Annotated in this window: 18 protein-coding genes and 1 pseudogene; 7 read left to right on the plus strand and 12 right to left on the minus strand. The window is 67.5% G+C overall.

What is annotated here, in order from left to right; genetic code table 11:
- Positions 1 to 3: 3 nt before the first annotated feature.
- Positions 4 to 651 (plus strand): M35 family metallo-endopeptidase, encoded by a 648-nt coding sequence (locus ACP26O_RS20110; protein ID WP_175663334.1) that lies wholly within the window; start codon positions 4 to 6, stop codon positions 649 to 651.
- A 70-nt stretch (positions 652 to 721) separates the two neighbouring features.
- On the plus strand, positions 722 to 1,102 hold the full coding sequence (locus tag ACP26O_RS20115; protein WP_175663333.1) for a hypothetical protein: 381 nt from the start codon (positions 722 to 724) through the stop codon (positions 1,100 to 1,102).
- Between the two features lie 223 nt (positions 1,103 to 1,325).
- Here ACP26O_RS20115 and ACP26O_RS20120 read toward each other — a convergent pair whose 3' ends face one another.
- Positions 1,326 to 2,738, minus strand: a complete 1,413-nt coding sequence (locus tag ACP26O_RS20120; protein ID WP_175663332.1) for a discoidin domain-containing protein — start codon at positions 2,736 to 2,738, stop codon at positions 1,326 to 1,328.
- 284 nt (positions 2,739 to 3,022) lie between these two features.
- On the opposite strand from ACP26O_RS20120, the gene ACP26O_RS20125 reads away from it, so the two are divergent.
- Positions 3,023 to 4,441 (plus strand): PLP-dependent aminotransferase family protein, encoded by a 1,419-nt coding sequence (locus ACP26O_RS20125; RefSeq protein WP_011659472.1) that lies wholly within the window; start codon positions 3,023 to 3,025, stop codon positions 4,439 to 4,441.
- A gap of 7 nt (positions 4,442 to 4,448) precedes the next feature.
- Entirely contained in the window at positions 4,449 to 5,288 is an 840-nt protein-coding gene (locus ACP26O_RS20130) for an ATP-dependent serine protease (protein ID WP_175663331.1), read from the plus strand.
- Positions 5,289 to 5,366: 78 nt separating this feature from the next.
- On the opposite strand, the gene fdhA is transcribed toward ACP26O_RS20130, so the two are convergent.
- The 8 genes and pseudogenes from fdhA to ACP26O_RS20170 form a co-directional block, all read right to left on the minus strand.
- Positions 5,367 to 6,563 (minus strand): formaldehyde dehydrogenase, glutathione-independent, encoded by a 1,197-nt coding sequence (gene fdhA, locus ACP26O_RS20135; protein WP_006755768.1) that lies wholly within the window; start codon positions 6,561 to 6,563, stop codon positions 5,367 to 5,369.
- A gap of 274 nt (positions 6,564 to 6,837) precedes the next feature.
- Complete coding sequence (locus tag ACP26O_RS20140; protein WP_175663330.1) at positions 6,838 to 8,028, minus strand: efflux RND transporter periplasmic adaptor subunit; 1,191 nt, start codon at positions 8,026 to 8,028, stop codon at positions 6,838 to 6,840.
- A complete protein-coding gene (locus tag ACP26O_RS20145; RefSeq protein WP_175663798.1) occupies positions 8,028 to 9,782 on the minus strand; it encodes an efflux transporter outer membrane subunit in 1,755 nt (584 codons plus the stop codon). Before ACP26O_RS20145 ends, ACP26O_RS20140 begins: the two co-directional genes overlap by 1 nt.
- A 98-nt stretch (positions 9,783 to 9,880) precedes the next feature.
- Positions 9,881 to 10,819, minus strand: coding sequence for a glycosyltransferase family 2 protein (locus ACP26O_RS20150; protein WP_175663329.1), 939 nt, complete (start codon positions 10,817 to 10,819; stop codon positions 9,881 to 9,883).
- A 10-nt stretch (positions 10,820 to 10,829) separates the two neighbouring features.
- Positions 10,830 to 12,407 (minus strand): annotated as a pseudogene (locus ACP26O_RS20155) (DHA2 family efflux MFS transporter permease subunit).
- Complete coding sequence (locus tag ACP26O_RS20160; RefSeq protein ID WP_175701118.1) at positions 12,404 to 13,687, minus strand: glycosyltransferase; 1,284 nt, start codon at positions 13,685 to 13,687, stop codon at positions 12,404 to 12,406. The pseudogene ACP26O_RS20155 and the gene ACP26O_RS20160 overlap by 4 nt, the downstream one beginning before the upstream one ends.
- Positions 13,688 to 13,706: 19 nt before the next feature.
- On the minus strand, positions 13,707 to 14,276 hold the full coding sequence (locus ACP26O_RS20165) for a methyltransferase family protein (RefSeq protein ID WP_175663326.1): 570 nt from the start codon (positions 14,274 to 14,276) through the stop codon (positions 13,707 to 13,709).
- 67 nt (positions 14,277 to 14,343) lie between these two features.
- Positions 14,344 to 15,246 carry an alpha/beta fold hydrolase gene (locus ACP26O_RS20170; protein WP_175663325.1) on the minus strand — a complete coding sequence of 301 codons (903 nt, stop codon included), beginning with the start codon at positions 15,244 to 15,246 and terminating at the stop codon, positions 14,344 to 14,346.
- Between the two features lie 722 nt (positions 15,247 to 15,968).
- Between ACP26O_RS20170 and betI the strand changes: the two genes are divergently transcribed.
- The 3 genes from betI to betA are packed head-to-tail and all read left to right on the plus strand — an operon-like array spanning position 15,969 to position 19,777.
- Positions 15,969 to 16,553, plus strand: a complete 585-nt coding sequence (gene betI, locus ACP26O_RS20175; protein WP_011659481.1) for a transcriptional regulator BetI — start codon at positions 15,969 to 15,971, stop codon at positions 16,551 to 16,553.
- A 31-nt stretch (positions 16,554 to 16,584) separates the two neighbouring features.
- Positions 16,585 to 18,054 (plus strand): betaine-aldehyde dehydrogenase, encoded by a 1,470-nt coding sequence (betB, locus tag ACP26O_RS20180; RefSeq protein ID WP_175658803.1) that lies wholly within the window; start codon positions 16,585 to 16,587, stop codon positions 18,052 to 18,054.
- Between the two features lie 22 nt (positions 18,055 to 18,076).
- Complete coding sequence (gene betA / locus ACP26O_RS20185; protein ID WP_175663324.1) at positions 18,077 to 19,777, plus strand: choline dehydrogenase; 1,701 nt, start codon at positions 18,077 to 18,079, stop codon at positions 19,775 to 19,777.
- An 84-nt stretch (positions 19,778 to 19,861) separates the two neighbouring features.
- Here the strand turns inward: betA and ACP26O_RS20190 are convergent, their stop codons facing one another.
- From ACP26O_RS20190 to ACP26O_RS20200, 3 genes are all read right to left on the minus strand, one after another.
- The gene (locus tag ACP26O_RS20190; protein WP_175663323.1) at positions 19,862 to 20,986 is read right to left on the minus strand and encodes a hypothetical protein; all 1,125 of its coding nucleotides are present in this window, start codon (positions 20,984 to 20,986) and stop codon (positions 19,862 to 19,864) included.
- 230 nt (positions 20,987 to 21,216) lie between these two features.
- On the minus strand, positions 21,217 to 21,720 hold the full coding sequence (locus ACP26O_RS20195) for an activator protein (RefSeq protein ID WP_165753725.1): 504 nt from the start codon (positions 21,718 to 21,720) through the stop codon (positions 21,217 to 21,219).
- Positions 21,721 to 21,836: 116 nt separating this feature from the next.
- On the minus strand, positions 21,837 to 22,661 hold the full coding sequence (locus ACP26O_RS20200; RefSeq protein WP_175663322.1) for an OmpW/AlkL family protein: 825 nt from the start codon (positions 22,659 to 22,661) through the stop codon (positions 21,837 to 21,839).
- Positions 22,662 to 22,727: the final 66 nt, after the last annotated feature.

Here is a 22,727-nt window from a genome sequence, read left to right on the forward strand (position 1 = left end):
AAGATGGGGAAGCAAACCACCGTTGCCGAGACAACGACAAACACCATCGCAGGATCGCAGCATTTCGCAGACGTTGACCTGCGGCCGATCTGCGAGAACATGACGAACTCCGAATTCCGCAAGATGTTTGCAGTGGCACAAGGACGCGCGGTCGATCGATTGACGATTCGCATCGCGGATTTGAACAGATGGTCAGAGCGCGACAAGGATCGCTTGTTCAAGTGGTTCGGCCGAGATGACGAGAGAACGCGAATGCACTTGCTCACTGGCCTGACGAAAGTGCTTGGAGTAGTTCGTGCACTGAATGAAAACAATATCGTTCGAAGCGGCAGTGACGGCGATTTGGCGACAGGTTGCACGCCTCATCCGCGCGGAACAACCAATGAAGCCGCTCACGTATGTGCGCCGGACACAGCGACGCATACGATCGCGATCGGCACGCGATTCTGCACGATGCGCCCGTGGACCGCGAATGCTGATTCACACGTATCAACTATCATTCATGAAGCAACCCATTTCCACGACACTATGTCGTCCACCGATGACCAATACACGATTACCCCGTTGCTCCCCGGTTGGGGGCAATCAAATCCTGACTTGGCGATCAACAACGCCGACAGCATCGCGGGGTATGTCGTTGACATTGACTAAATTACTGACAGCCACCGTACTCGCGTTGAGTTGCGCACATACGGCATCAGCGTGTGATGGTCCGTCGAACATGCCCGGCTGGGATTTTGATGTTCGATTCGACAAGGATTCGAGCGACCTGTCTATCGCCGAACTGGCTAAGCTGTCAGCGTGGTCAACCGACATGCACAACCGCTTTTCCATTATCGATTTGGTGTCAGTTGTCGGGCTGGCAGAACCGACGGAGAAAGATCCGAAAGCCCTTGCTCAACAACGGGCCACGAACGTCAAGGCTGCGTTGGATCAATTTTCGATTCGAGGCGAGCGAAATTCCGTCATCGCACGAATCTACAAATTGCCATTTCCCGCGAGCGAGTTCGATGATACGGGGCGGCGCGTCGAGATTACGTTCGGCCCTGGGTGCCCCGATCACTGCTGCCCGAACCTGAACCCGATACCCAAGACGCCTTGAGGTAAAACAGACCCTGCGGCCCGGCCCGCACAAAGCGGGCCGTTTCTTCCTGCAATTCCAGCGCCTTCCCTCGTCCGGTCAGCCCATCGCCCGCAATTGACAGAATGCTCGCCCGGCGATTTCCCGAAACATCGAGACACCGGTACTTGCTACATTTCAGCGATCGCAGCAGCAATGGGCCCGACACTATGAAGCAACCTTGAAGGCCACTTCCAACTCGCGCTTACGATCCCCACACCTGCATTTCGTCGAGCGAATAACCCCACTGCGTCGCCCGCTTCGTACCGAGCATCCGCACGTAGCGCCCCTGCGCGTTGAGGTTCGGCAGCGTAACGTGACCGTACGACACGCCGTTGTTCGTCGAATAAACCGTCGTCCAGTTCGCGTTGTCGTTCGACGTCTGGATCTGGTAGACGAGCGCACCCGCATCCCAGTAGAGATCGACGCTGCTGACCTTCTTCACCGCGCCGAGATCGACGGAGATCCATTCCGTACCGACGCCCGCGCCTTCCGGCGAATCCCAGCGCGTGCTCGTCGTGTTGCCGTCGAATGCCTTGTCCGGCGTGAGCGACGCGTTGTAGCTCGCCGATGCAGCGGCCGGACGTCCTTGCGACAGCAGCGTCGGTTGCGCGGCCGCCGGGCCGCCGTAGTAGCTCGCGCCGAGCTTCGCCTTGGTCGTATCCGCGTTCACGCCGAATTGCGACAGGCTCCAGCGCTGGCCGGTCGTCACGTCACCCACGTAGAGCTGGTAGCCGCCCGCCGTCGTCGACGAGAAGAACACGTAGTTCGTGCCGCTCACCGGTGCCGGGTCCGAGTTGTTGCTCATGCAATCGTTGATCGGCAGCGCGTTCGGTGTCGACGCCGGATCCGCGGTCTTCGCGTAGATCTGGTCCGCGCCGCCGCTGTCCTTCCAGCGCGCATAGAACACCATGCCATCGCGCCGCACGATGGGATAGTAGGTCTGCAGCCCGGCCGGATGATCGAATACCGCCGTGGCGCCGGTCGCGATCGTGCGCTTCATCAGCCCCATGTTCGAGCCGGTGCCCGTCGCGTAGTACACGGCGCTCGCGTCCGGCGCGAGGAACGGCATCGAGTATTCGCTGCCGGCCGGCGCGTTCGTCAGGCTCACGACCGACGTGAACACCGGGCCCGCGCTCGTGTACGACAGCGTGCCTTGCTTCACGTCGCCGTTCTGCTTGAACACGAGCGTCTTGCCGTCGGCTGCGAACTTCGGATCCTCGTTGCGCGTCGCGCCGCTGCTGTTCGTCAGGTTGACGGGCGGCGTGCCGGCGCCAAGCTGCAGCATGAACACGTTCCACGCGCCGTTGCTGATCCCCATGAACGCGAGCCACTTGCCGTCGGGGCTGAACACGCCATTCATCGGATCGGTGATGCCCCAGCTGCTCTTGCTCAGTTGCGTGAGCGTGCGGGCGGAAAAGTCGTACAAAAACAGTTGGCTCGTGCCGTCGCCGTACTTGACATAGCTGTGATAGACGAGCTTGCCGGTCAGTGCACCGGGGAACGACGCGTTGGACTGAGCCGGCGGATTGTTGACGCAGGCGGCGACTGCGGCGCCGCTGAACAGGTCGAGGGCGATGCCGGCCACAAGGCCCGCGACGAGGAACTTCGATTTCACGCTGAATGCTTCCGGATAAAGGTGAGGACGCCGTAGACAAGGTCCCGCTCGCGATGCGCGGGGGTCGCGGATCCGCCCTTCGGGCAGTGAACTCCGTATCGACCAGGCTTCGGGAACAAAGATTGCGCAGAATGCCTGCTCACAGATCTGAAGAAAAGGATCAGAGTCGGTCGAAAACGTGCGGATCAGCAATATGCGGATCGACGAGTGGGGCGGGATTGAACGCGGCGGATGGCGTGCTACTCTTTTTTTCATCGACGGCCGCGGTCGGCCGGAGGGCGGGCATGAAGCGATATGCGGCGCTCGCGCAGACGATTGCGGACTCGATCAGGCGTGGCGACCTCGCGGCCGGCGCCCGGATCCCGACCGTGCGCTCGGCGTGCCGCGCCTATCGTGTGAGTCCTTCCACCGTGTTTCGCGCGTACTACACGCTCGAAAGCGAGGGCCTCATCGTCGCGCGCGCGCGTTCCGGGTATTTCGTCGCGGATCTCGACGACAAGCGAGTACGTACCAGCCAGGACACGCCACGCAAGCCGGGCGCGTCGCCGACTGGCGACGACACCCTGTTCCGCTTGATGGACTCGCTCAAGCGCGACGACATCGTGCCGCTGGGTTCGGCATTCGCCAGCTATTCACTGTTTCCGATGAGCAGCCTGTGGCGCTACGCGGCGACGGCGGCCCGCAACATGGACCGCGCGCAGCTGCTGGCGGGACTGCCGCCGGGCCACGAAGCGCTGCGCCGCCAGATCGCCATGCGCTACCTGAACGCGGGCGCCGCATTGCCGATGGAAGAGATCGTCATCACGACCGGCGCGGCCGAAGCGCTGACGCTGAGCCTGCAGGCACTCACGCGCCCCGGCGATATCGTCGCGATCGAACGCCCGGCCTTCCCCGCAGTGTTGCAGGCCGTGCAGCGGCTGCATCTGAAGACCGTCGAGATCCCGGTCGACCCGCGCGCCGGCCTCGATCTCGACGCACTCGCGGATGCGCTGGACACGCATCCGGTGCGCGCGTGCTGGTTCATGACCTCGCTTCACAACCCGACCGGCGCGACGCTGTCCGACGAGCGCAAGCGCGCGCTGATCGACCTGCTCGCGTCGCACGAGGTGCCGCTGATCGAGGACGACGTGTTCGGCGAACTGCATTTCGGGCCATTGCCCACGCGCCCCGCGAAACTGTACGACGATAGCGGGCTGGTGCTGCATTGCGGGTCGTTCTCGAAGTGCCTCGCTCCGGGTTTCCGGGTCGGGTGGGTCGCGGCCGGACGCTACGTCGAACAGATCAGCCACGTGAAGAACGAAAGCGCGCCGGCCGCCGACGTGCCCGCGCAGATGGCCGTCTCGAGCTACCTGCGCGACGGCGCGTACGACCGCTTCCTGCGCCGGCTCCGGCGCAACCTGGCCGCGCACCAGGCGCAGATGCTGGCCGCCGTTCGCGCGTACTTTCCGCCCGACACGGAGGTGTACGCACCGCGCGGCGGGTATTTCCTGTGGATCGAATTGCCGCCGCACGTGGACGCGATGCAGTTGTTCGACGACGCGATGGACAACGGCGTCAGCCTCGCGCCCGGGCCGATCTTTTCCGTGACGGGCGCATTTCACCGTTATGTCCGGCTGAACTACGGCCGGCCCTGGACCCCTGCCGTCGAAGACGCGATGCGGACCATCGGGACGCTCGCCGGGCGGCAACGACAGACGAGGTAGCAACACCATGCAAGTCCTGCTCAACCGGAATGTGCGGACCCGCGACACGCTGCGCGGCGCACTGAACCTGCGTGCCGAGCCGCACGGCGCCGTCAGCCAGCGCTGCCGCGAATGCGGCTTCCTGGCGTTTCGCGCCAGCGAGCAGTGCCCCGTCTGCGGTGTGGGAGACTGGCCGTTCACGCCGCTGCGCGACCGGCGCGGCGACGCACATGCCGGGCAGGCCACGCCCCCGCACGACACGCAGCGGCCTGTGCCGGCGTGGTCGTCGCGCGTCGCGGCCGCGGTGCGCAGCGCCGCGATCCGGCGGCCGCGCCCGTCCAGTGCGCCGCTGCTGAGCATCCTGACCGTCGTGCTGATGGTCGGCGGCTATGTGACGTTCGACCGGACATGCCGGGCGGACCCCGCCTGCCGCGGCCCGGCTACGCCCGGTGCGACGACGATCGATGCAGGCGTGCACGGCGCCGATGCGCCGACGCTGCCGGTCGTGCCCGTGCCCGTCTATGCGTTTCATCGTGCAGACGATAAGCCGGCCGCCGCACACGAGACGCCGGTCGCGGCCGACGACACGCAGATCGCGGCCGAGCAGCCGCGCGTGGCCGCACGCGTGGCCGATACGAGCCGGCGCGCAACCTCACGCTCCACCGCACGCGCGACCACGACACTCGCGCGACATGCGCCACCGGTTCGCGAGCCGCAACACGCGCGCAACGGCGTCCGCGTCGCCGACTGGAAAGGCGTCCCGGCCCGGCGCACGCATGCGATCCATCGCGTGAGTGCGCATACACGCCACGGGCACCGCGCCGCGGCGACCGACATCCAATTGGCCGGGGTCTATCGCGGACACTGAGCGCGCCGCGCGCCCACAGCGACAACGGGCGGCACCGTCTCCGGTGCCGCCCGCTTCATGCCCTTCCTGGTTCGTGCGTCAGGCCGCCAGCAAACCGTGCGGATCGATCACGAATTTGCGCGGCGCGCCGCCATCGAACTTCTTGTAGCCTTCCGGCGCCTGGTCGAGCGAGATCACCTCGACGTTGACGATCTTCGCGATCGGCAGACGGTCGAACAGGATCGCCTGCATCAGGTTGCGGTTGTACTTCAGCACCGGCGTCTGGCCCGTGAAGAACGAGTGCGACTTCGCCCAGCCGAGGCCGAAGCGGATGCTCAGGCTGCCGTGCTGCGCGGCCTTGTCCTTCGCACCCGGATCGTCCGTCACGTACAGGCCCGGGATGCCGATCGCGCCGGCCGGACGCGTGATTTCCATCAGCGAGTTCAGCACCGTCGCGGGCGCTTCCTCGGAATGGCCCGACGAACCGTGGCCGTGCGCCTCGAAGCCGACGCAGTCGACCGCGCAGTCGATTTCCGGCACTCCGAGAATCTGCTCGATCTGCTCGCCGAGCGACGCGTCCTTCGACAGGTCGACCGTCTCGAAGCCCATCGCCCGCGCATGCGCGAGGCGTTCCTCGTTCATGTCGCCGACGATGGTCACCGCCGCGCCGAGCAGGCGCGCCGACGCGGCCGCCGCCATCCCGACCGGGCCCGCGCCCGCGATATAGACCGTCGAGCCCGGCTTCACGCCCGCGCTCACCGCGCCGTGATAACCGGTCGGCAGAATGTCGGACAGGCAGGTCAGGTCGCGAATCTTCGCCATTGCCTGATCGCGGTCCGGGAATTTCAGCAGGTTGAAGTCCGCGTACGGCACGAGCACGTACTCGGCCTGGCCGCCGATCCAGCCGCCCATGTCGACGTAGCCGTATGCGCCGCCGGCACGCGACGGGTTCACGTTCAGGCACACGCCCGTATGCGTGTCCTTGCACATCGCGCAGCGTCCGCACGCGACGTTGAACGGCACCGACACGAGATCGCCGAGCTTCAGCGTCTCGACGTCGCGGCCCACCTCGACCACTTCGCCGGTGATCTCGTGACCGAGCACGAGGCCGACCGGAGCGGTCGTGCGGCCGCGCACCATGTGCTGGTCGGAACCGCAGATGTTCGTGCTCACCACTTTCAGGATCACACCGTGGCCGATCGCGCGGCCGGTCGGATCGACCATTTTCGGATAATCGATCTTCTGTACTTCGACCTTGCCCGGCCCAAGATAGACGACACCTCGATTGCTGCTCATCGTATTGTCTCCATGTCTCGTTGGATGGCGCTGCGGTGCGCCGGCGGGTGCGGCGCTTACGCAACGTGCTGTTCGAGAGTAGTCCCGGAGGCGGGGGCGCCGATGTCTCAAACCCGACATGCGTTTGATCGGTGCCGACATCGATGGCGCAAACGCGAAAGTCGGGCCGGAAAGCGGCTGGAAGGCAGTACCAAGGAAGACGCGGAGCGCGCGGGCCGCAAAGGCCGGCCGGTTCAAGCGATCGGGTCGGCCCGCCCCGCCGGCCGGGCGAGCGTTACCCGCCCTGATTCTCGCGAATGATCGCGGCGGCAGCCGCTTGCGCGTCGCTCGCGACGCCGTCGTGCATGCGCGTGCTGACGGCCGGCGTCGGCGGCTCGCTGTCGAGCGCGTGGCCGTCGCGGTTGCGCGTATCGACGGTCGCGCGCATCGACAACCCGACCCTGAGCGGATGCGCGGCCAGGTCGCGGGGATCGATCGCGATCACGACCGGCACCCGCTGCACGACCTTGATCCAGTTGCCGGCCGCGTTCTGCGACGGCAGCATCGAGAACGCGCTGCCGGTGCCGGCCGAGAAGCCCTGCACGCGGCCGCGATAGACCACCCGCGAGCCGTACAGGTCCGACACCACGTCGACCGGCTGGCCGATGCGCATGTGGCGGATCTGCCCTTCCTTGAAGTTCGCCTCGATCCACAGCCGGTTCAGCTGCACGATCGACATCAGCGGCACGCCGGGCCCGACCTGCTGGCCGACCTGCACCGAACGCTGGCCGACCGTGCCGTCGACCGGCGCGACGATCGTCGTGCGCTTCAGGTTCCGGTACGCGAGCCGGAACTGCGCGGCCGCCTGCACGACGGCCGGGCTTTCGTCGACCGGCAGCTTGCTGCCGAGCGCCCGCGCCGCTTCGAGCTGCGCCTGCGCGGCCGCGAGGTTCGCCTGCGCGCCGGCGACCGCCGCGCGGGCGCGCGCCAGCTCCTCCGGCGCGACGATCTCGACCGATGCGCCCGAACGCGCGGCGAGCGCGCGCTGCGCGAGCGACAGGTCGGCCTGACGCGCGTTCACGGCTTCCACGTACATCGTGTTCGAGATCTTCGCGTTCGCGACCTGCCGCACGGCCTGCACGAGCTGCGCCTTCGCCTGCGCGAACGCGACGGACGCTTCGGTGTCGTCGAGCCGCACGAGCGTCTGCCCGGCGCGCACGGCCTGCGTATCGGCGACCAGCACGTCGGTCACCGCGCCCGGGATCTGCGCGGCGACCTGCACGATGCTGCCCGCGACGTATGCGTCGTCGGTGTCCTCGACATAGCGGTCGTGCAGCAGCCAGAACGCGATCCACACGAGCGCGGCCAGCAGCACGACCGCGAAGAACAGCGTGAAGCGCTTGCGGCGGGTCGCCCGGCGCGCGTCGAGTGCCGGGTCGTTCAGTGCGGCCGGCTGCGCGGCGGTATGAAGGTTGTCGTGGTGCATCAGTCGCTTTGCGTAACGATCAGGCGGTCATGCTGGAACTGGGGGATCGCGCTCACGCGCGGGTCGGACGAGACGATGGGTACCGCGCTGCGCGTGCCGGTGCTCACGCTCGCGCTCTCGGCTGCCGCACTGCGTGGTGTCACGAGCGCCGCCGGCGGGTCGATTGGCGCGGCGCCGTTGGCGGACGTGGCCGCGCGACGCGCTTCCGTGCTGGCGTTCGTCGCGTTGCGAGCGGCCGCGTTCGTCATCGCGCCGCGCTTCGACCGCGCGCCTTGCGCGGTACGTGTCGCGACCGGTGACGTCGATGTCGATGCCGACGCCATCGCCGCGCTCGCATCGAACCCGCCGCCGAGCGCGCCGACCAACCCGACGCGCAGCGTCCGCTGCCGCCCGAGCAACGCGATCAGCTGCGCGCGCTCGTCGATCAGCGTGAGGTCCGCGACATCGACGTCCTTCTGCATCAGCACGCCGCGCCGATGGCGGTCGGCCGCGATCTGCACGATCTTCTGCGCGGCGGCGACGGCGTCCTGCTGCTGCGCGACGAGCGTCTGCGCGGTCTGCAACGACGTGACGATCTGCGCGACCTGCCCGAGCGCGTCGTCCACCGTCTTGTTGTACAGCCCGATCGCGACGTCGGCCTGCGCGACGTCCGCACCGAGCTTCGCCTTCAACCGGCCGCGATCGAACACCGGCAGCGAGATCGCGGGGCCGACGGAGCCGGCGATCGCGTCGCGCGAGAACAGCGACGCGGGCGTCAGCGCGAACACGCCGCCGAGCGCGACGAGGTTCACGTCCGGATAGAACTGCGCGCGCGTGGAATCGGCATTCGCGAACGCGGCTTCGACACGCAGGCGCGCGGCGACGATATCGGGCCGGCGGCCGAGCAGGTCGGCCGGCAGCCGCGCGGGCAGCGCGCCGCCGGGGAACGCGCCGACGCGCGGCCGCTGCAGCGAGAGCCCACGCTCGGGCCCGCGACCGGACAGCACGCCGAGCTGCAATTGCGCGAGCTTGATCTGCTCGTCGTTCAGCGCCATCTGTTCGAGCAGGCGGGTGCGCTTGATCGACGCGTCGCTCGCGTCGTACGCGTTGTCGAGGCCGCGCGCGGTGCGCTCGCGCAGCACGGCCGTCACGCGCTGGCTGATCTTCAGTTTCTGCTGCAACAGGTCGCGCACCGCGTACGCCTGGTCGAGCTGGCAATACACGGTGACGATCGCGACCGCGAGCGTGAGCCGAACCTGCTCGGCCTCGACGCCGGCCGCGTCGCGCAACGACATCAGGCTCTTCGTCGCCGCGCGGTTCTTGCCCCACAGGTCGAGCTGGTAGGTCAGCCCGACGAATATCGACGACGGCGACACGACCGGATCGCCGAAGATCTCGACCGGCACGCGATAGCCGCCGACGGACACGTCGGCGACGTCGCCCGGCTTCGGCATCCGCGCGCGGCTGACCGTCGCGCCGGCCGTGCCGGTCAGCCCCGTCAGCGAATCGAATTGCCGAAGCTGCGCCTGCGCGATCCGCAGCCGCGCCTGCGCGACCTGCAGGTCGGGATTGTTCCGCGACGCCTCCGCCACCAGTTCGTCGAGCTGCGGATCCTGCAGTTGCTTCACCCAGTCGGGTGCGGGCCACGCGCCGTCCACGCCGGGGCCCGCGGTGTGCGCGAGCGCGTCGCCGGCCGGTGCGCGCAGCGACAGCGACGGCAGGAACCCCGACGGCACGCAACCGCCCAGCGCCAGCAGCGCGGCCGCCGCGAGCATCGTCCAGCCGCCCTGCCCGTCGCGCGCCCGCGCCGGTCGCGCCGGTCGCGCCGGTCGCGCCGGTCGCGCCGATTTCGTGATGCGTTTCATCGCTTCCCTCAACCCTGCTGGACGCGCTGCGCGCGTGCGGCCAGGCGCGGCCGTGCGCGCTCGAGCGGCCCGAGCCGGCCGAGCAGGCCGTCCGCGATGCCGTACAGGATGCCGGCGAGCTTGGCGCGCTTGTCGCGCTCGACGAGCGCGATCTGCACGACCTGCCACACGGTCAGAAGGTTCGGCACCATCGCCACCGGAAAGCGCAGCCCGTACTGCATCCCGAGCTGCACCGCATTGCGCGCGCTGTAGTAGCGCCGTTGCCACGAGTGATTCATCGACGTCATTTCGAAAGGACCGAATGCATGCCGCTGCTTCGCGCCGATGCGGTGCTTCAGCACCAGCGACGGCACGACATAGAGCGGCACGTTGCGCGCGAGCGCGCGGAAGCTGTACTCGGTGTCGACGTGATCGATGAACAGCGTCTCGTCGAAGCGGCCGAGCACGTCGAACGCGGCGCGCGACACGACGCAGCCCGACGAGATCAGGAACGCGCAGCGCTGCGGCGGCGCGTCGGGCGCGACGCGCAGCCGGCGCAGCGAGATCCCGTTCGTCGCGAGTTCGGGCAGGAAGCTGCGCGCGTTCTCGTCGAAGATGCGCGGGCCGGCGAGGAATGCACGCCCCGCGAGCCCCGCGCACACGTCGCGCATCGTCGCGAAGTAACCGGCCGGCACCGACGAATCCTGGTCGAACAGCGCAACGGCATCGACGTTCCGCCGAAACAGCGCCGCGAGCCCCGCGTTGTACGCGCCGGCGACGCCGCCGCGGTTGCCGTGATGCAGCAGCGCGATGCCGTCGCGCGCGCACAGCTCGCGGGCGCGCATATCGGGCTGCGGCGTGTTGTCGACGACGAGCAGCGCATCGCACGCGTGCCGCCACGCGCCGAGCGCCGCGAGCTGCGCGTCGGTCGGGTGATACAGGATCACGAGTGCGCCGAGTGTCGTCATGTCCCTCTCCTCAATGTCCGAGCGAAACCGCGGCGCCGCGCTTCGGCCGCGTCAGCCACATCATCGCGGCGAGCACGATGCAGGTCATGCTCGCCATCCAGAACATGTCGCCCGTCGCCATCATGTACGCCTGCTGCATCACGACCTGGTGCAGCGTGGATAGCTCGCGCACGCCATCCACGCCCATCGCGTTCAGCGTATGCACGAAGCGCTGCGTGTTCGTCGATGCGTGCGTGACCGATTGCGACACGACGTCGTAGTGATAGGTCGCGCGGTTGTCCCACAGCGTCACGCTCATCGCGGTGCCGAACGCGGCGGACAGCGTGCGCAGGAAGTTCGACAGGCTCGACGCGGCCGCGAGCCGGTCGTCCGGAATGCGCGACAGCGTGTCGTCGTCATCGGCACGAAGAAACACGCCACCCCGATCCCCTGCATGAGCCGCGGCAGGATCTGCGCGAACGTCATCTTCAGCGTGAAATGCGCGTCCCACGCGAGCACGGCCGCGAACACGACGAAGCCGAACGTCGCGAGCACGCGCGCATCGAAGCGGTGCGCATGCAGGCCGACGAGAATCGAGAACACGAGCGCGAGCACGCCGAGCGATGCGGTGGCGAGGCCCGCGTGAAACGCGTTGTAGCCCATCACCGCCTGCATCCACAGCGGAAACACGACGCCCACCACCGAGAAGCTCATCATCCCGAGCGAGATGATCAGCACACAGAACGAAAACGTGCGGTCCTTAAACAGCCACAGGTCGACCACCGGCTCCTTCTCGGCCGCCTCCCAAGAGCAGCAGCGACACGACCGCGATCCCGGCGACTACCGCGAGCGTGACGATCAGCGGCGAATCGAACCAGCCCTTGTCGTGCCCGAGATCGAGCATCGCCTGCAGCGAGCCGACGCCGATCACGAGCAGCACGATGCCCGGCACGTCGATCGGGCCGGCCGCGCCGCGCTGCGCGTCGGGGCGCAGCATCGCGGTGCACACCGCGAACGAGAACAGCCCGATCGGAAGATTGATCAGGAAGATCCACGGCCACGAGAAGCTGTCGACGATCCAGCCGCCGACCACCGGCCCGAAGATCGGCGCGAGCAGCACCGTCATCGCCCACAGCGCGAGCGCGACGGTGCGCTTGTCCGGCGGGAAGGTGCGCAGCAGGATCGTCTGCGACAGCGGCACCATCGGCCCCGAGCACAGGCCCTGCAATGCGCGGCAGACCACCAGCACGTGCAGGTCGCGTGCGAGCCCGCACAACAGCGACGTCAGCGTGAACAGCAGCACCGCGCCGACGAACAGCCGCCGCTCGCCGACGCGGCGCGCGAGCCAGCCGGTCAGCGGCACCGCGATCGCGGCCGCGACCGAATACGAGCTGATCACCCACGTGCCCTGGCTGTTCGACACGCCGAGACTGCCGGAGATCGCCGGCACCGCGACGTTCGTCACGGTCGAGTCGAGCACTTCGATGAAGGTCGCGAGCGACAGCGCGAACGTCAGGAGCGCGAGCCGGGCGCCGCGCACCGGTGCCGCGGCAGGCGCGTCGAGCGCGGCGGGCGCCGATGCATGCTGAAGCGGCGATGCCGTGCTCATGCGCCCGCCATCGCGACCGTGGCCGGCGAGATCGCGCGTCCACGTTTCGGTGCAAGGCGCTCGATGAAATCGGCGGCCGTCTCGCAGCCGTCCGGCGCGGCGTTGATCAGCGCCCGCGCGCGTTCCGCATACACCGCGAATTCGGGCTCGTTCAGTACGCGCATGAGCGCCGCACCGAGCCGCGCGCCGTCGACCGGCGCGTCGATGCGTATGCCGGCACCGCTCGTCGCGACGCGCTGCGCATTGTCGAACTGGTCGTGCGCGAATGGTGTCACGACCTGCGGGATGCCGGCTTCGAACGCGAGCGCCGCGGTGCCGATCCCGCCGTGATGCACGAGTGCGCGGCAACGCGGCAGCAGCGTACGCATCGGCACGAAGCGGCGCACCAGCAGCCGGTCGCCGTCCGGTGCTGCATCGTGCGGGCTCAGCAGGATGCCGCGCGCGCCGGTCGCGCGCATCGCGTCGGCGACCGCACGCGCATACGCGGCGTGATCGACAAGTGTCGACCCGGCCGTGAACACCACGGGCGGCTCGCCGGCCGCGAGAAACGCGTCGAGCGCGGGATCGTCGTCGGGTGTCGCGACATCGTTGAACAACGGAAAGCCGCTTTGCAGAAGACGGGCCGGCCAGTCGCGCTGCGCCGGCGCGAACCAGTCGGGAAACAGGCACAGCACGCCATCGGTCGAATGCAGCCAGCGGCCCAGCACGCGCCGCGCGGGCGCGAGCCCGAGGTCGCGACGCACCGCATCGAGCGCCGGCCCGCACACGCGATCGAGCACCTGCCGCTCGATCAGCGTCATCAGCGCCGCCTTCACCGGCAGCGGCCAGCGCGCGGGAATCGTCAGGCGCGGATGCGTCGGCGGCACGTGCGCGGACAGCAGCGTCGACGGCGACACCTGCACCGACACATACGGCGTGCCGTGCCGCTCCTGCATGAAGCGCGCAGAAAACGCCCACAGCGTGCCGACCAGCACGGTGTCGCGATCGGTCAGCGCGCGCAGCGCGTCGTAATGCGGGCGCAGCACGGGGGCGATCACCTGCCACAGCGTGCGAAACGACGTGCGCGGATCCCACAGCGCCGGGTTCGCCATCGCGGCCTCGTACTCGGTCGCGGTGCCGACCGGCACGAACGCGAAACCGCAGCGGCGCACGGTCGCCTCGAACGGCGGATGCGTGCAGAACACGACCTCGTGGCCGCGCATCGCGAGCGCGCGCGCGACGCCGAGCAGCGGATGCACGTCGCCCGCCGAGCCGATCGCGGTCACGATCATCTTCGCCATCGCGCGCCTCGCGGAAAGATCAGTAGAAACCGGGGATCAGCGCCGCGACTTCGCGACGGTACTGCGCGTACGCCGGCCCGAAATGTCCGGTCAGCCAGCTCTCCTCGACGCGCACCTTGTATGCGAGCGACGCGAACACGAGCGCGACGCCGAATGCACCGCGCCACTCGCCGCCGATCAGCGCGGCGCCCACCAGCGCGATCAGGCAGCCGGTGTAGATCGGATGGCGCACGAGGCCATACGGGCCGGTGCGCACGAGCTCGTGATTCTCCTTCAGCGTGACGGACACGCTCCAGTTCGTGCCGAGATGCAGCCGCGCCCACACCGAGAACAGCAGGCCCGCGACCAGCACCGCGAGCCCGCACTGGGCCTGCAGGCCGAAGCGCTGCCAGTCCGGCACCCACGCGCGCAGCGTCAGGTCGGGCAGGATGATCAGCGCGCCGCCGACGATCAGCGGAATCGACTGCAGCGTGCGCGAGCGCGACGCCTCCTTGCGCACGGTCGTCTTCACGGCCTGCGACGTCATGATCCAGTAGGCGAGCCACGCGGCCCACGGAACGGCGATGGCGATGGTCTGAACGATATTCACGGCTGGCCTGCCTCGTGTGGATGAGAATTCGGATGCGCGCGGCGTGCGCGGTGCGCGACGTGCCGCGTCACGACGACATGGCCGGCATCGGCGCGGACACGCACGCGTGTGCGGCGCCGAGCCCGACGCCCGCGGCAACGGGCGGCGCGTCGCAGAAGAAGCCGAGCAGCGCGGCACGCGTGGCCTCGCGCTGCGCGCGGCCTTCGATGTCGAGAAAATGACCGGCGTCGGGAATCGTCCCGAAGCGCGCACGCGGCACGTGCGCGGCGAGCTGGCGGACGTCGGCCGGCGTCGTGTATTCATCGCGCTCGCCGTTCACGAACAGCAGCTCGGCGCCGATGTTCGAGAACTCGCTCAGATAGCGCTCCGGCTGCAACGACAGGATCTGGTCGACGTGGAACGCGACCTGATCCTGCTCGTCGCGCGGCAGGCGCGTCAGGTAGCGGTAGTTGTACAGCTTCATGATGCGCGGCAGGTAGCGGCCGACCGTGTCGTTCAGCAGCTGTGCGGCCTTCAGGTTCTCGCCGGCCGCGATGTGGTCGCGCGCACGCGTCACGTAGTCGACCATCGCGTCGTTCAGGAACGGCGAGAACGAACAGATCGCCGCGCGCCGCACGCTCGGGCAGCCGCGCGCGAGCGCGAACAGCGACGCGACGCCGCCCCACGACACCGACACGAGGAACTCGGGCGCGAAGTGCTCGACCAGATGCTGGAGGATCGCGGCTTCGTCGTCCTTCGTCAGGATGAAGCAGCCGGGGTTGTGCTGGCGCGACTGCCCGGCATACGGCAGGTCGAAGCAGATCGTGTTCATCCGCTCGCCGAGATACTGGACGGTCTGGCCGAACGACGCGGTCGTCGCGAGCGCGCCGTTGACGAGCATCGCCGTGTCGAATGACGGATCGAACACGTTCCGTTCGACGTAGACCTTCAGACCATTCGGTAGCGGGACCACGTGTTTTTCGGTCGGCATCGTCGTTCTCCGGTGGATGCGGCGTCTCGGCGTCGCGGCATGCTGCAGGTGCGCAATGGCTGGCGCCGACCGTGTTCCGGCCGTTGACCACGCCCATTGCCGACGCACCGCGGAAAATCCCCGCGGCGCCGATTCATTCCTTGTGGTGCGGCGCCATACTAATACGGGCAATATTGCTTACTCAAGTCACTCCAACGATTCCCTCTACTCCAGCGGGGAATACATGCGATTCAAATTTTTTCAGCATTTTTTATGGTAGGAGGAATCGGACGAAAAGAGGTCGCAATCGTTTGCGAGTGCGTCATGAGATGCGCCGCGCGACCAACAATATCCTTTAAACTCAACCACATAAATCGTTTAAATCGCCTGATTGAAACGAATTTCCGGAAAATGCGGGCCTCGTCCTCGGCAATTCAAACTTCCGAATCCCAAACCATTCTCACATAGCTCGACATTCTTTCGACGTGTAATAAATCGGATTCGGAAACAGCCGAAACTATTGCATCGGCTTTTCCCGATCCGTTTTAAACAAACTTAAAATTATTTAACTGTCTTTCAATTCATTTTTCCGCATCCGCACAATCGCGGCGACGCCGTCGGTTTCCGGCCTCCAACACCAGATCCGCCGTCCGCCCCACTTTTTTATTGATTGAACGATCAATAAAAAACCGCTAAGCTTTCGACTTCCAGGAACGGGCCCGTCCGGGCGAAAGGAGTGCGCGATGCCGAAAGTCGGAATGCGGGAGATTCGCCGCGCACAGTTGATCGACGCCACGCTGCGCTCGATCGACGAAGCCGGCCTGCCCGGCACGACGCTCGCATCGGTCGCGCAGCGCGCGAACATCTCGACGGGCATCGTCAGCCACTACTTCGGCGACAAGGACGGCCTGCTCGAAGCGACGATGCGGCACGTGCTGCGCGATCTGTGGGCGGCCACCACGCAACGTCGCGTCGCCGCACGCAAGGATCCGCGTTCGCGGTTGCGCGCGATCGTCGCCGCGAACTTCGACGACACGCAGGTCAGCGCGCCCGTGATGAAGACCTGGCTCGCGTTCTGGTCGCAGAGCATGCACGACGCGATGCTCAAGCGCCTGCAGCACGTCAACACGCGGCGCCTCCATTCGAACCTGTGCGCGGAATTCGCGAAGGCGTTGCCGCGCGCGAAAGCACGGCAAGCCGCCAGCGGCCTCGCCGCGCTGATCGACGGCCTGTGGCTGCGCGGCGCCCTCGCCGGCGGCCCGATCGACACCCGGGCTGCATTGAAGCTCGCCCACGATTACATCGACCTGCTGCTCGCGTCCGACTGACGCGCAGGCAGTCGCCCTCAAGGAGATCCTCATGTCCGTATACGGTTTGCAGCGCCTCTACATCGGCGGCGGTTACGTCGACGCCACCAGCGGCAAGACTTTCGACACCTTCGATCCCGCCACCGGCGAACTGCTCGCGCAGGTGCAGCAGGCGAGCGCGGCCGACGTCGATCGCGCGGTCGCGTCGGCCCGGGAAGGCCAGCGCGAATGGGCCGCGATGACGGCGATGCAGCGCTCGCGCATCCTGCGCCGCGCGGTCGACCTGCTGCGCGAACGCAACGACGAGCTCGCCGCCATCGAGACGCGCGACACCGGCAAGCCGATCGGCGAGACGCTCGCGGTCGACATCGTCACCGGCGCGGACGTGATCGAGTACTACGCGGGCCTCGCGACCGCGATCGAAGGGCTGCAGGTGCCGCTGCGCGCCGAGTCGTTCGTCTATACGCGCCGCGAGCCGCTCGGCGTGTGCGCGGGCATCGGCGCATGGAACTACCCGATCCAGATCGCATGCTGGAAGACGGCGCCCGCGCTCGCGGCCGGCAACGCGATGGTGTTCAAGCCGAGCGAGGTCACGCCGCTCACCGCGCTGAAGCTCGCGGAAATCTATACGGAAGCCGGCGTGCCGGCCGGCGTGTTCAACGTCGTGCAGGGCGACGGCTCGGTCGGCGCACTGCTCACCGGTCACCCGGACATCGCGAAGGTGTCGTTCACCGGCGGCGTCGAGACCGGCAAGAAGGTGATGTCGCTGGCCGGCGCGTCGTCGCTGAAGGAAGTGACGATGGAGCTCGGCGGCAAGTCGCCGCTGATCGTGTTCGAGGATGCCGATCTCGACCGCGCGGCCGACATCGCAGTGACCGCCAACTTCTTCAGCTCGGGCCAGGTCTGCACCAACGGCACGCGCGTGTTCGTGCACCGCTCGGTCAAGGACGCGTTCACGCAGCGCGTGCTCGAACGCGTGAAGCGGATTCGCGTCGGCAAGCCGACCGATGCCGACACCAACTTCGGCCCGCTCGTGTCGGCCGCGCAGCTCGACAAGGTGCTCGGCTTCATCGATAGCGGCAAGGCCGAAGGCGCGAAGCTGCTCGCCGGCGGCACGCGCCTGACCGACGGTCACTTCGCCAGCGGCCAGTACGTCGCGCCGACCGTGTTCGGCGACTGCCGCGACGACATGAAGATCGTGCGCGAAGAGATTTTCGGGCCGGTGATGAGCATCCTCGATTTCGAATCGGAGGACGAAGTAATCGCCCGCGCGAACGACACGCACTACGGCCTCGCGGCCGGCGTCGTGACCGAGAACCTGTCGCGCGCGCATCGCACGATCCATCGCCTCGAAGCCGGTATCTGCTGGATCAACACGTGGGGCGAATCGCCGGCCGAGATGCCGGTTGGCGGATACAAGCAATCCGGTGTCGGACGCGAGAACGGCATCACGACGCTCGAACACTACACTCGAATCAAGTCGGTACAGGTCGAGCTCGGCCGCTACAACCCGGTGTTTTGAGAACGATAGGAGATACCCCGTCATGACGACACGCGAATACGACTACATCATCTGCGGCGCCGGTTCCGCGGGCAACGTGCTCGCGACGCGCCTGACGGAAGATCCGAACGTCACGGTGCTGCTGCTCGAAGCGGGCGGCCCCGACTACCGCTTCGACTTCCGCACGCAGATGCCGGCGGCGCTCGCCTATCCGCTGCAGGGCCGTCGCTACAACTGGGCGTACGAGACCGACCCCGAGCCGCACATGGACAACCGCCGGATGGAATGCGGCCGCGGCAAGGGGCTCGGCGGCTCGTCGCTGATCAACGGGATGTGCTACATCCGCGGCAACGCGCTCGACTACGACAACTGGTCGACGCACAAGGGGCTCGAGAACTGGACGTATCTCGACTGCTTGCCGTACTTCAAGAAGGCCGAGACGCGCGACGTCGGCCCGAACGACTATCACGGCGGCGACGGCCCCGTGTCGGTCACGACCAGCAAGCCGGGCGTGAACCCGTTGTTCGAGGCGATGGTCGATGCAGGCGTGCAGGCCGGCTATCCGCGCACCGACGACCTGAACGGCTATCAGCAGGAAGGCTTCGGCCCGATGGATCGCACCGTCACGCCGAAGGGCCGCCGCGCCAGCACCGCGCGCGGCTACCTCGACCAGGCGAAGGGGCGGCCGAATCTCGAGATCGTCACGCACGCGCTCGCCGACCGCATCCTGTTCGACGGCAAGCGCGCGTCAGGCGTCACGTACCTGCGCGGCAGCGAGCGCGCGACCGCGCACGCGCGCCGCGAGGTCCTCGTGTGCAGCGGCGCGATCGCGTCGCCGCAACTGCTGCAACGCTCGGGCGTCGGCCCCGGCGCGTGGCTGAAGGAACTCGACATCCCGATCGTGCTCGACCTGCCCGGCGTCGGCCAGAACCTGCAGGATCACCTGGAGATGTACATCCAGTACGAGTGCAAGGAGCCGGTGTCGCTGTATCCGGCGCTCAAGTGGTGGAACCAGCCGAAGATCGGCCTCGAATGGATGTTGAATGGCACGGGCCTCGGCGCGAGCAATCACTTCGAGGCGGGCGGCTTCATCCGCACGCGCGACGACGATCCGTGGCCGAACATCCAGTATCACTTCCTGCCCGTTGCGATCAACTACAACGGCTCGAACGCGATCGAGATGCACGGCTTCCAGGCGCACGTCGGGTCGATGCGTTCGCCGAGCCGCGGCCGCGTGAAGCTGCGCTCGCGCGATCCGAACGCGCACCCGAGCATCCTGTTCAACTACATGGCCGAAGCGCTCGACTGGCGCGAGTTCCGCGATGCAATCCGCGCGACGCGCGAGATCATGCGGCAGCCCGCGCTCGACCGCTATCGCGGCCGCGAGCTGAACCCGGGCGCCGACTGCAAGTCCGACAAGGAGCTCGACACGTTCGTGCGGTCCCGCGCGGAAACCGCGTTCCATCCGTCGTGCTCGTGCAAGATGGGCTACGACGACATGGCCGTGGTCGACGAGGAAGGTCGCGTGCACGGGCTGGAAGGGCTGCGCGTCGTCGATGCGTCGATCATGCCGATCATTACCACCGGCAACCTGAACGCGCCGACGATCATGATCGCGGAGAAGATCGCCGACAAGATCCGTGGCCGCCAGCCGCTTGCGCGTGTCGACGTGCCCTACTTCGTCGCGAACGGAGCGATGGCGCGCAATGTCGCGAAGGCGGTGCGGCAGCCGGAGACGGTGTAATCGCACCAGCGCCTCCGCCCGCGCACAGCGGCGGTGGCGGCAGCAACATGCACGGCTCGCGGCGTTCTCGCCGCGAGCCGTTTTTCATTGGGCGCGCCCGGCGCCCGTCCTGAACCGTGTGATGGCCGCCCTCCTCGGCCGCACGCGTTTCGCGCGCACGATCGGATTCGCGCGCGACGTCAGGCTCATCGCGCCGCGCAAATGCTCGAACGCGACTTCCTCCTTGCGCCCGAAGCGGCCGAGCGCCGGCCACGCCAGCGTTTCATCGAGCCACGTCTGCCACGCGTCGCCGTGGAAGCGGCGCGCGAATTCGCGCACCGTGTCCGGCGCCGCGATCACGATGCCCGTCAGCAGGTAATACGCCCAGAAGCTGCCCGCGCCGACGAGCCGGTCGAGCCGGCACGCGGACACCGCCGCGAGCAGACCGTCCACCGACGCAAGATCGGCGCGGCGTTCGCGAATCGCGCGCGCGACGAGATTGTGCTGACCGCCGTATCCGGCAAAGGAAACCCCTTTGCCGGCAGCCAGCTCCGCGCAGAACATCGCGAGCGCGGCCATCTCGTCGATCCGTGCGGCATCGTCGCGCGGCCCGCACACGCGCAGCACGATCGCATCGATGACGTCCCCCGGCCGGGTCGACGGCTCCACGCATGCCGCCGCGACGGCCGCGTGTCGTTCTCTCAGGTTCTTCGCGGGCGGCGCTTCGCCGTTCGCGGGCCGCGCTCGTGCGTCATGCTCGTCGGCATCGTCACTGCCTCGCTCGACGCCGCGGGCAATCCGCGCGAGCGCGGCCCAGCCGTCGTCGGGATCGTCGAAGGTCCACGCATCGACGAAGCCATGCGCGGCTTCGAATACCGCGCGCGATCCAGGGCAGCATCGCTCCGCGTGCGCAAGCTGCCGAGCGTCGGGCACGTGCATGCATGCGCCAGGCGGATCGCTCGCATCGCATGCGCAACCGCCGCCGTCCGTTGCCATCCACGGCGCGAGCGCATGCAGGACGGCGATCGCTTCGTGCGACAGATTCAAGCCCGCTCGGCCGCGTGCCGGGGGCGACGATGGCAGAACGTCAGTCGCGCCGTCGTCGGCGGCCGCCGCCACGCAAGCCGCTTCGGACAGGTGTTCGATCAGATACTGCAGCCACGCGGCCGTGCGCAGCCGGTCAGGCGTCGCACCGCGGGCAGCGCCATACTTCGCTGGGTCGGTGAGCATGTGGCGAATCGGAATGGTTGTGTTGTTTCGGGTTCGGTCGAAGCAGGCGGCACGGTGCATCGCACCAGCCCCTGGTATGGCCGCCCGCGTCCGATCGCGACGCAGGCGGCCAGCCGGTCGCCGCGCCGATACGCGCGACGACACGAACGCAACTCGAAACCGGAACGCCCGCCGCGCATCCTTGCACGGCCCTCGTCGATGGCTGGCGCCCGGCCTCGATCACGCGACGCTTACTGCACGTGGAACTTCGGCGACGTGACGACCGTGCCGCCGACCGTACAGTCCGGTGTCAGCACGGCATTGTTGAACGTCAGCGACGAGTTCGGATCGTTCCACGTCGTCACGACCTTGCTCGGCCCGCACGTGCCGAGCAGCGTGACGTTCACCTTCACGTTGTTGATCGACAGCTGCGTCGCACTGTCGGCCTGCCCGGTCCACGGCGACGCGCTGGTCGCGCTGCCGCTGATCAGGCCGCACGTCGCGCCGCCCGTGAAGGTCGTCGACGTGATGTTGACGATGCCCGTCGACGAGATCGTGCCGTTGAACGTCGCGTTGCAGGTCGCGTTGATCGACCCCTTGGCCAGGGCCGTAAGGCCCGTCGCGGAGAACGGCTCCCCGTTGGGGTTCATGGCCTGACCGTCGGCGCGCGACACGGTGACGGCGAAAGCAGGCGCGGCCGAAACCGCGGTGAATGCCACTGCAGCAACAAGCGATACGATTTTGCGAATGCTCATTTGAACTGCCCCCTCTCTCTTCACAAATGGCGGCATGCCGCCAGGAACGCGACGTCCCGGCCGGATCGCTCCGGCCGCTCGGTCGCAGGAAGCCGCCGGCACGCGTGCCGCACGGCTCAGAACTTGTAGGAAATGCCGACGAACGTGATCAGCGGATCGGCCTTAAGCCGCGTGCGCGTGGTCGCGAGCGTCGATCCGTCGGCCGCCTTGATCACGAGCGACGAGTAGGTCTTCAGTGGCATGTAGGTCAGCGTCGCCGTGAGCCCCCAGTGCTTGTCGATCGCATAGCTCGCGCCAACGTTGTAGACCGGCGTGAACGACGATGACGCCTTGCCCTCCACCGACGTCGGCCCCGGCTTGCCGGCGCCGGCCGCGAGCACGCTGCCGAGGTTCTCGTTGATGTCCTTCGCGAAGTTGCCGTTCAGTTCGATGTTGCTGAACCAGCTGTAGGCCACGCCGATCCCGACGAACGGACGGAACTTCGCGGTCGGCGCATTGAAGTAGTACTGAAGAATGATCGTCGGGCTCCACTGCCGCGCATTCTTCACGGCCGGCTGGTTCGACGTCTTGTCCATGTCGACGCTGCCGAGCGAGCCGGCCGGGCCGGGCGGCCGGATCACGCCGTGCCCGGTCAGCGTGAACTCGGGCGGCACGCCGAGCACCGACGTCACCGCGATGTGGTCGGTAAAGAAGTGCGTGAGCGTGAGGCCGACCGTATCGGCATTGTTGACCGTCAGGCTCGTGCCCGGCGACGTGAACGAACCGGGCAGCCGCAGCGGCCCGTTGATCGGCATGTTCGCGAGATTCGTCGTCAGCCCGTTGGTCGAATCCTGCGGCAGGATGTGCAGCCAGCCCAGCGTCGCGACGTTGTCGCCCGCCTGCTGGGCCGATGCGAGCGTCGACACGCCTGCGACGACACCCGCGACAATCAGCTTCCTCATGAAACCTTCCCCCTCGTTCTGTCCGGGCGCCGCGCATCCGCGCGCGGCGCCGCCGTGTCTCCATCC

Origin of the sequence: Burkholderia sp. R-40 (assembly GCF_049942845.1) — a bacterium.
GTDB lineage: Bacteria > Pseudomonadota > Gammaproteobacteria > Burkholderiales > Burkholderiaceae > Burkholderia > Burkholderia ambifaria.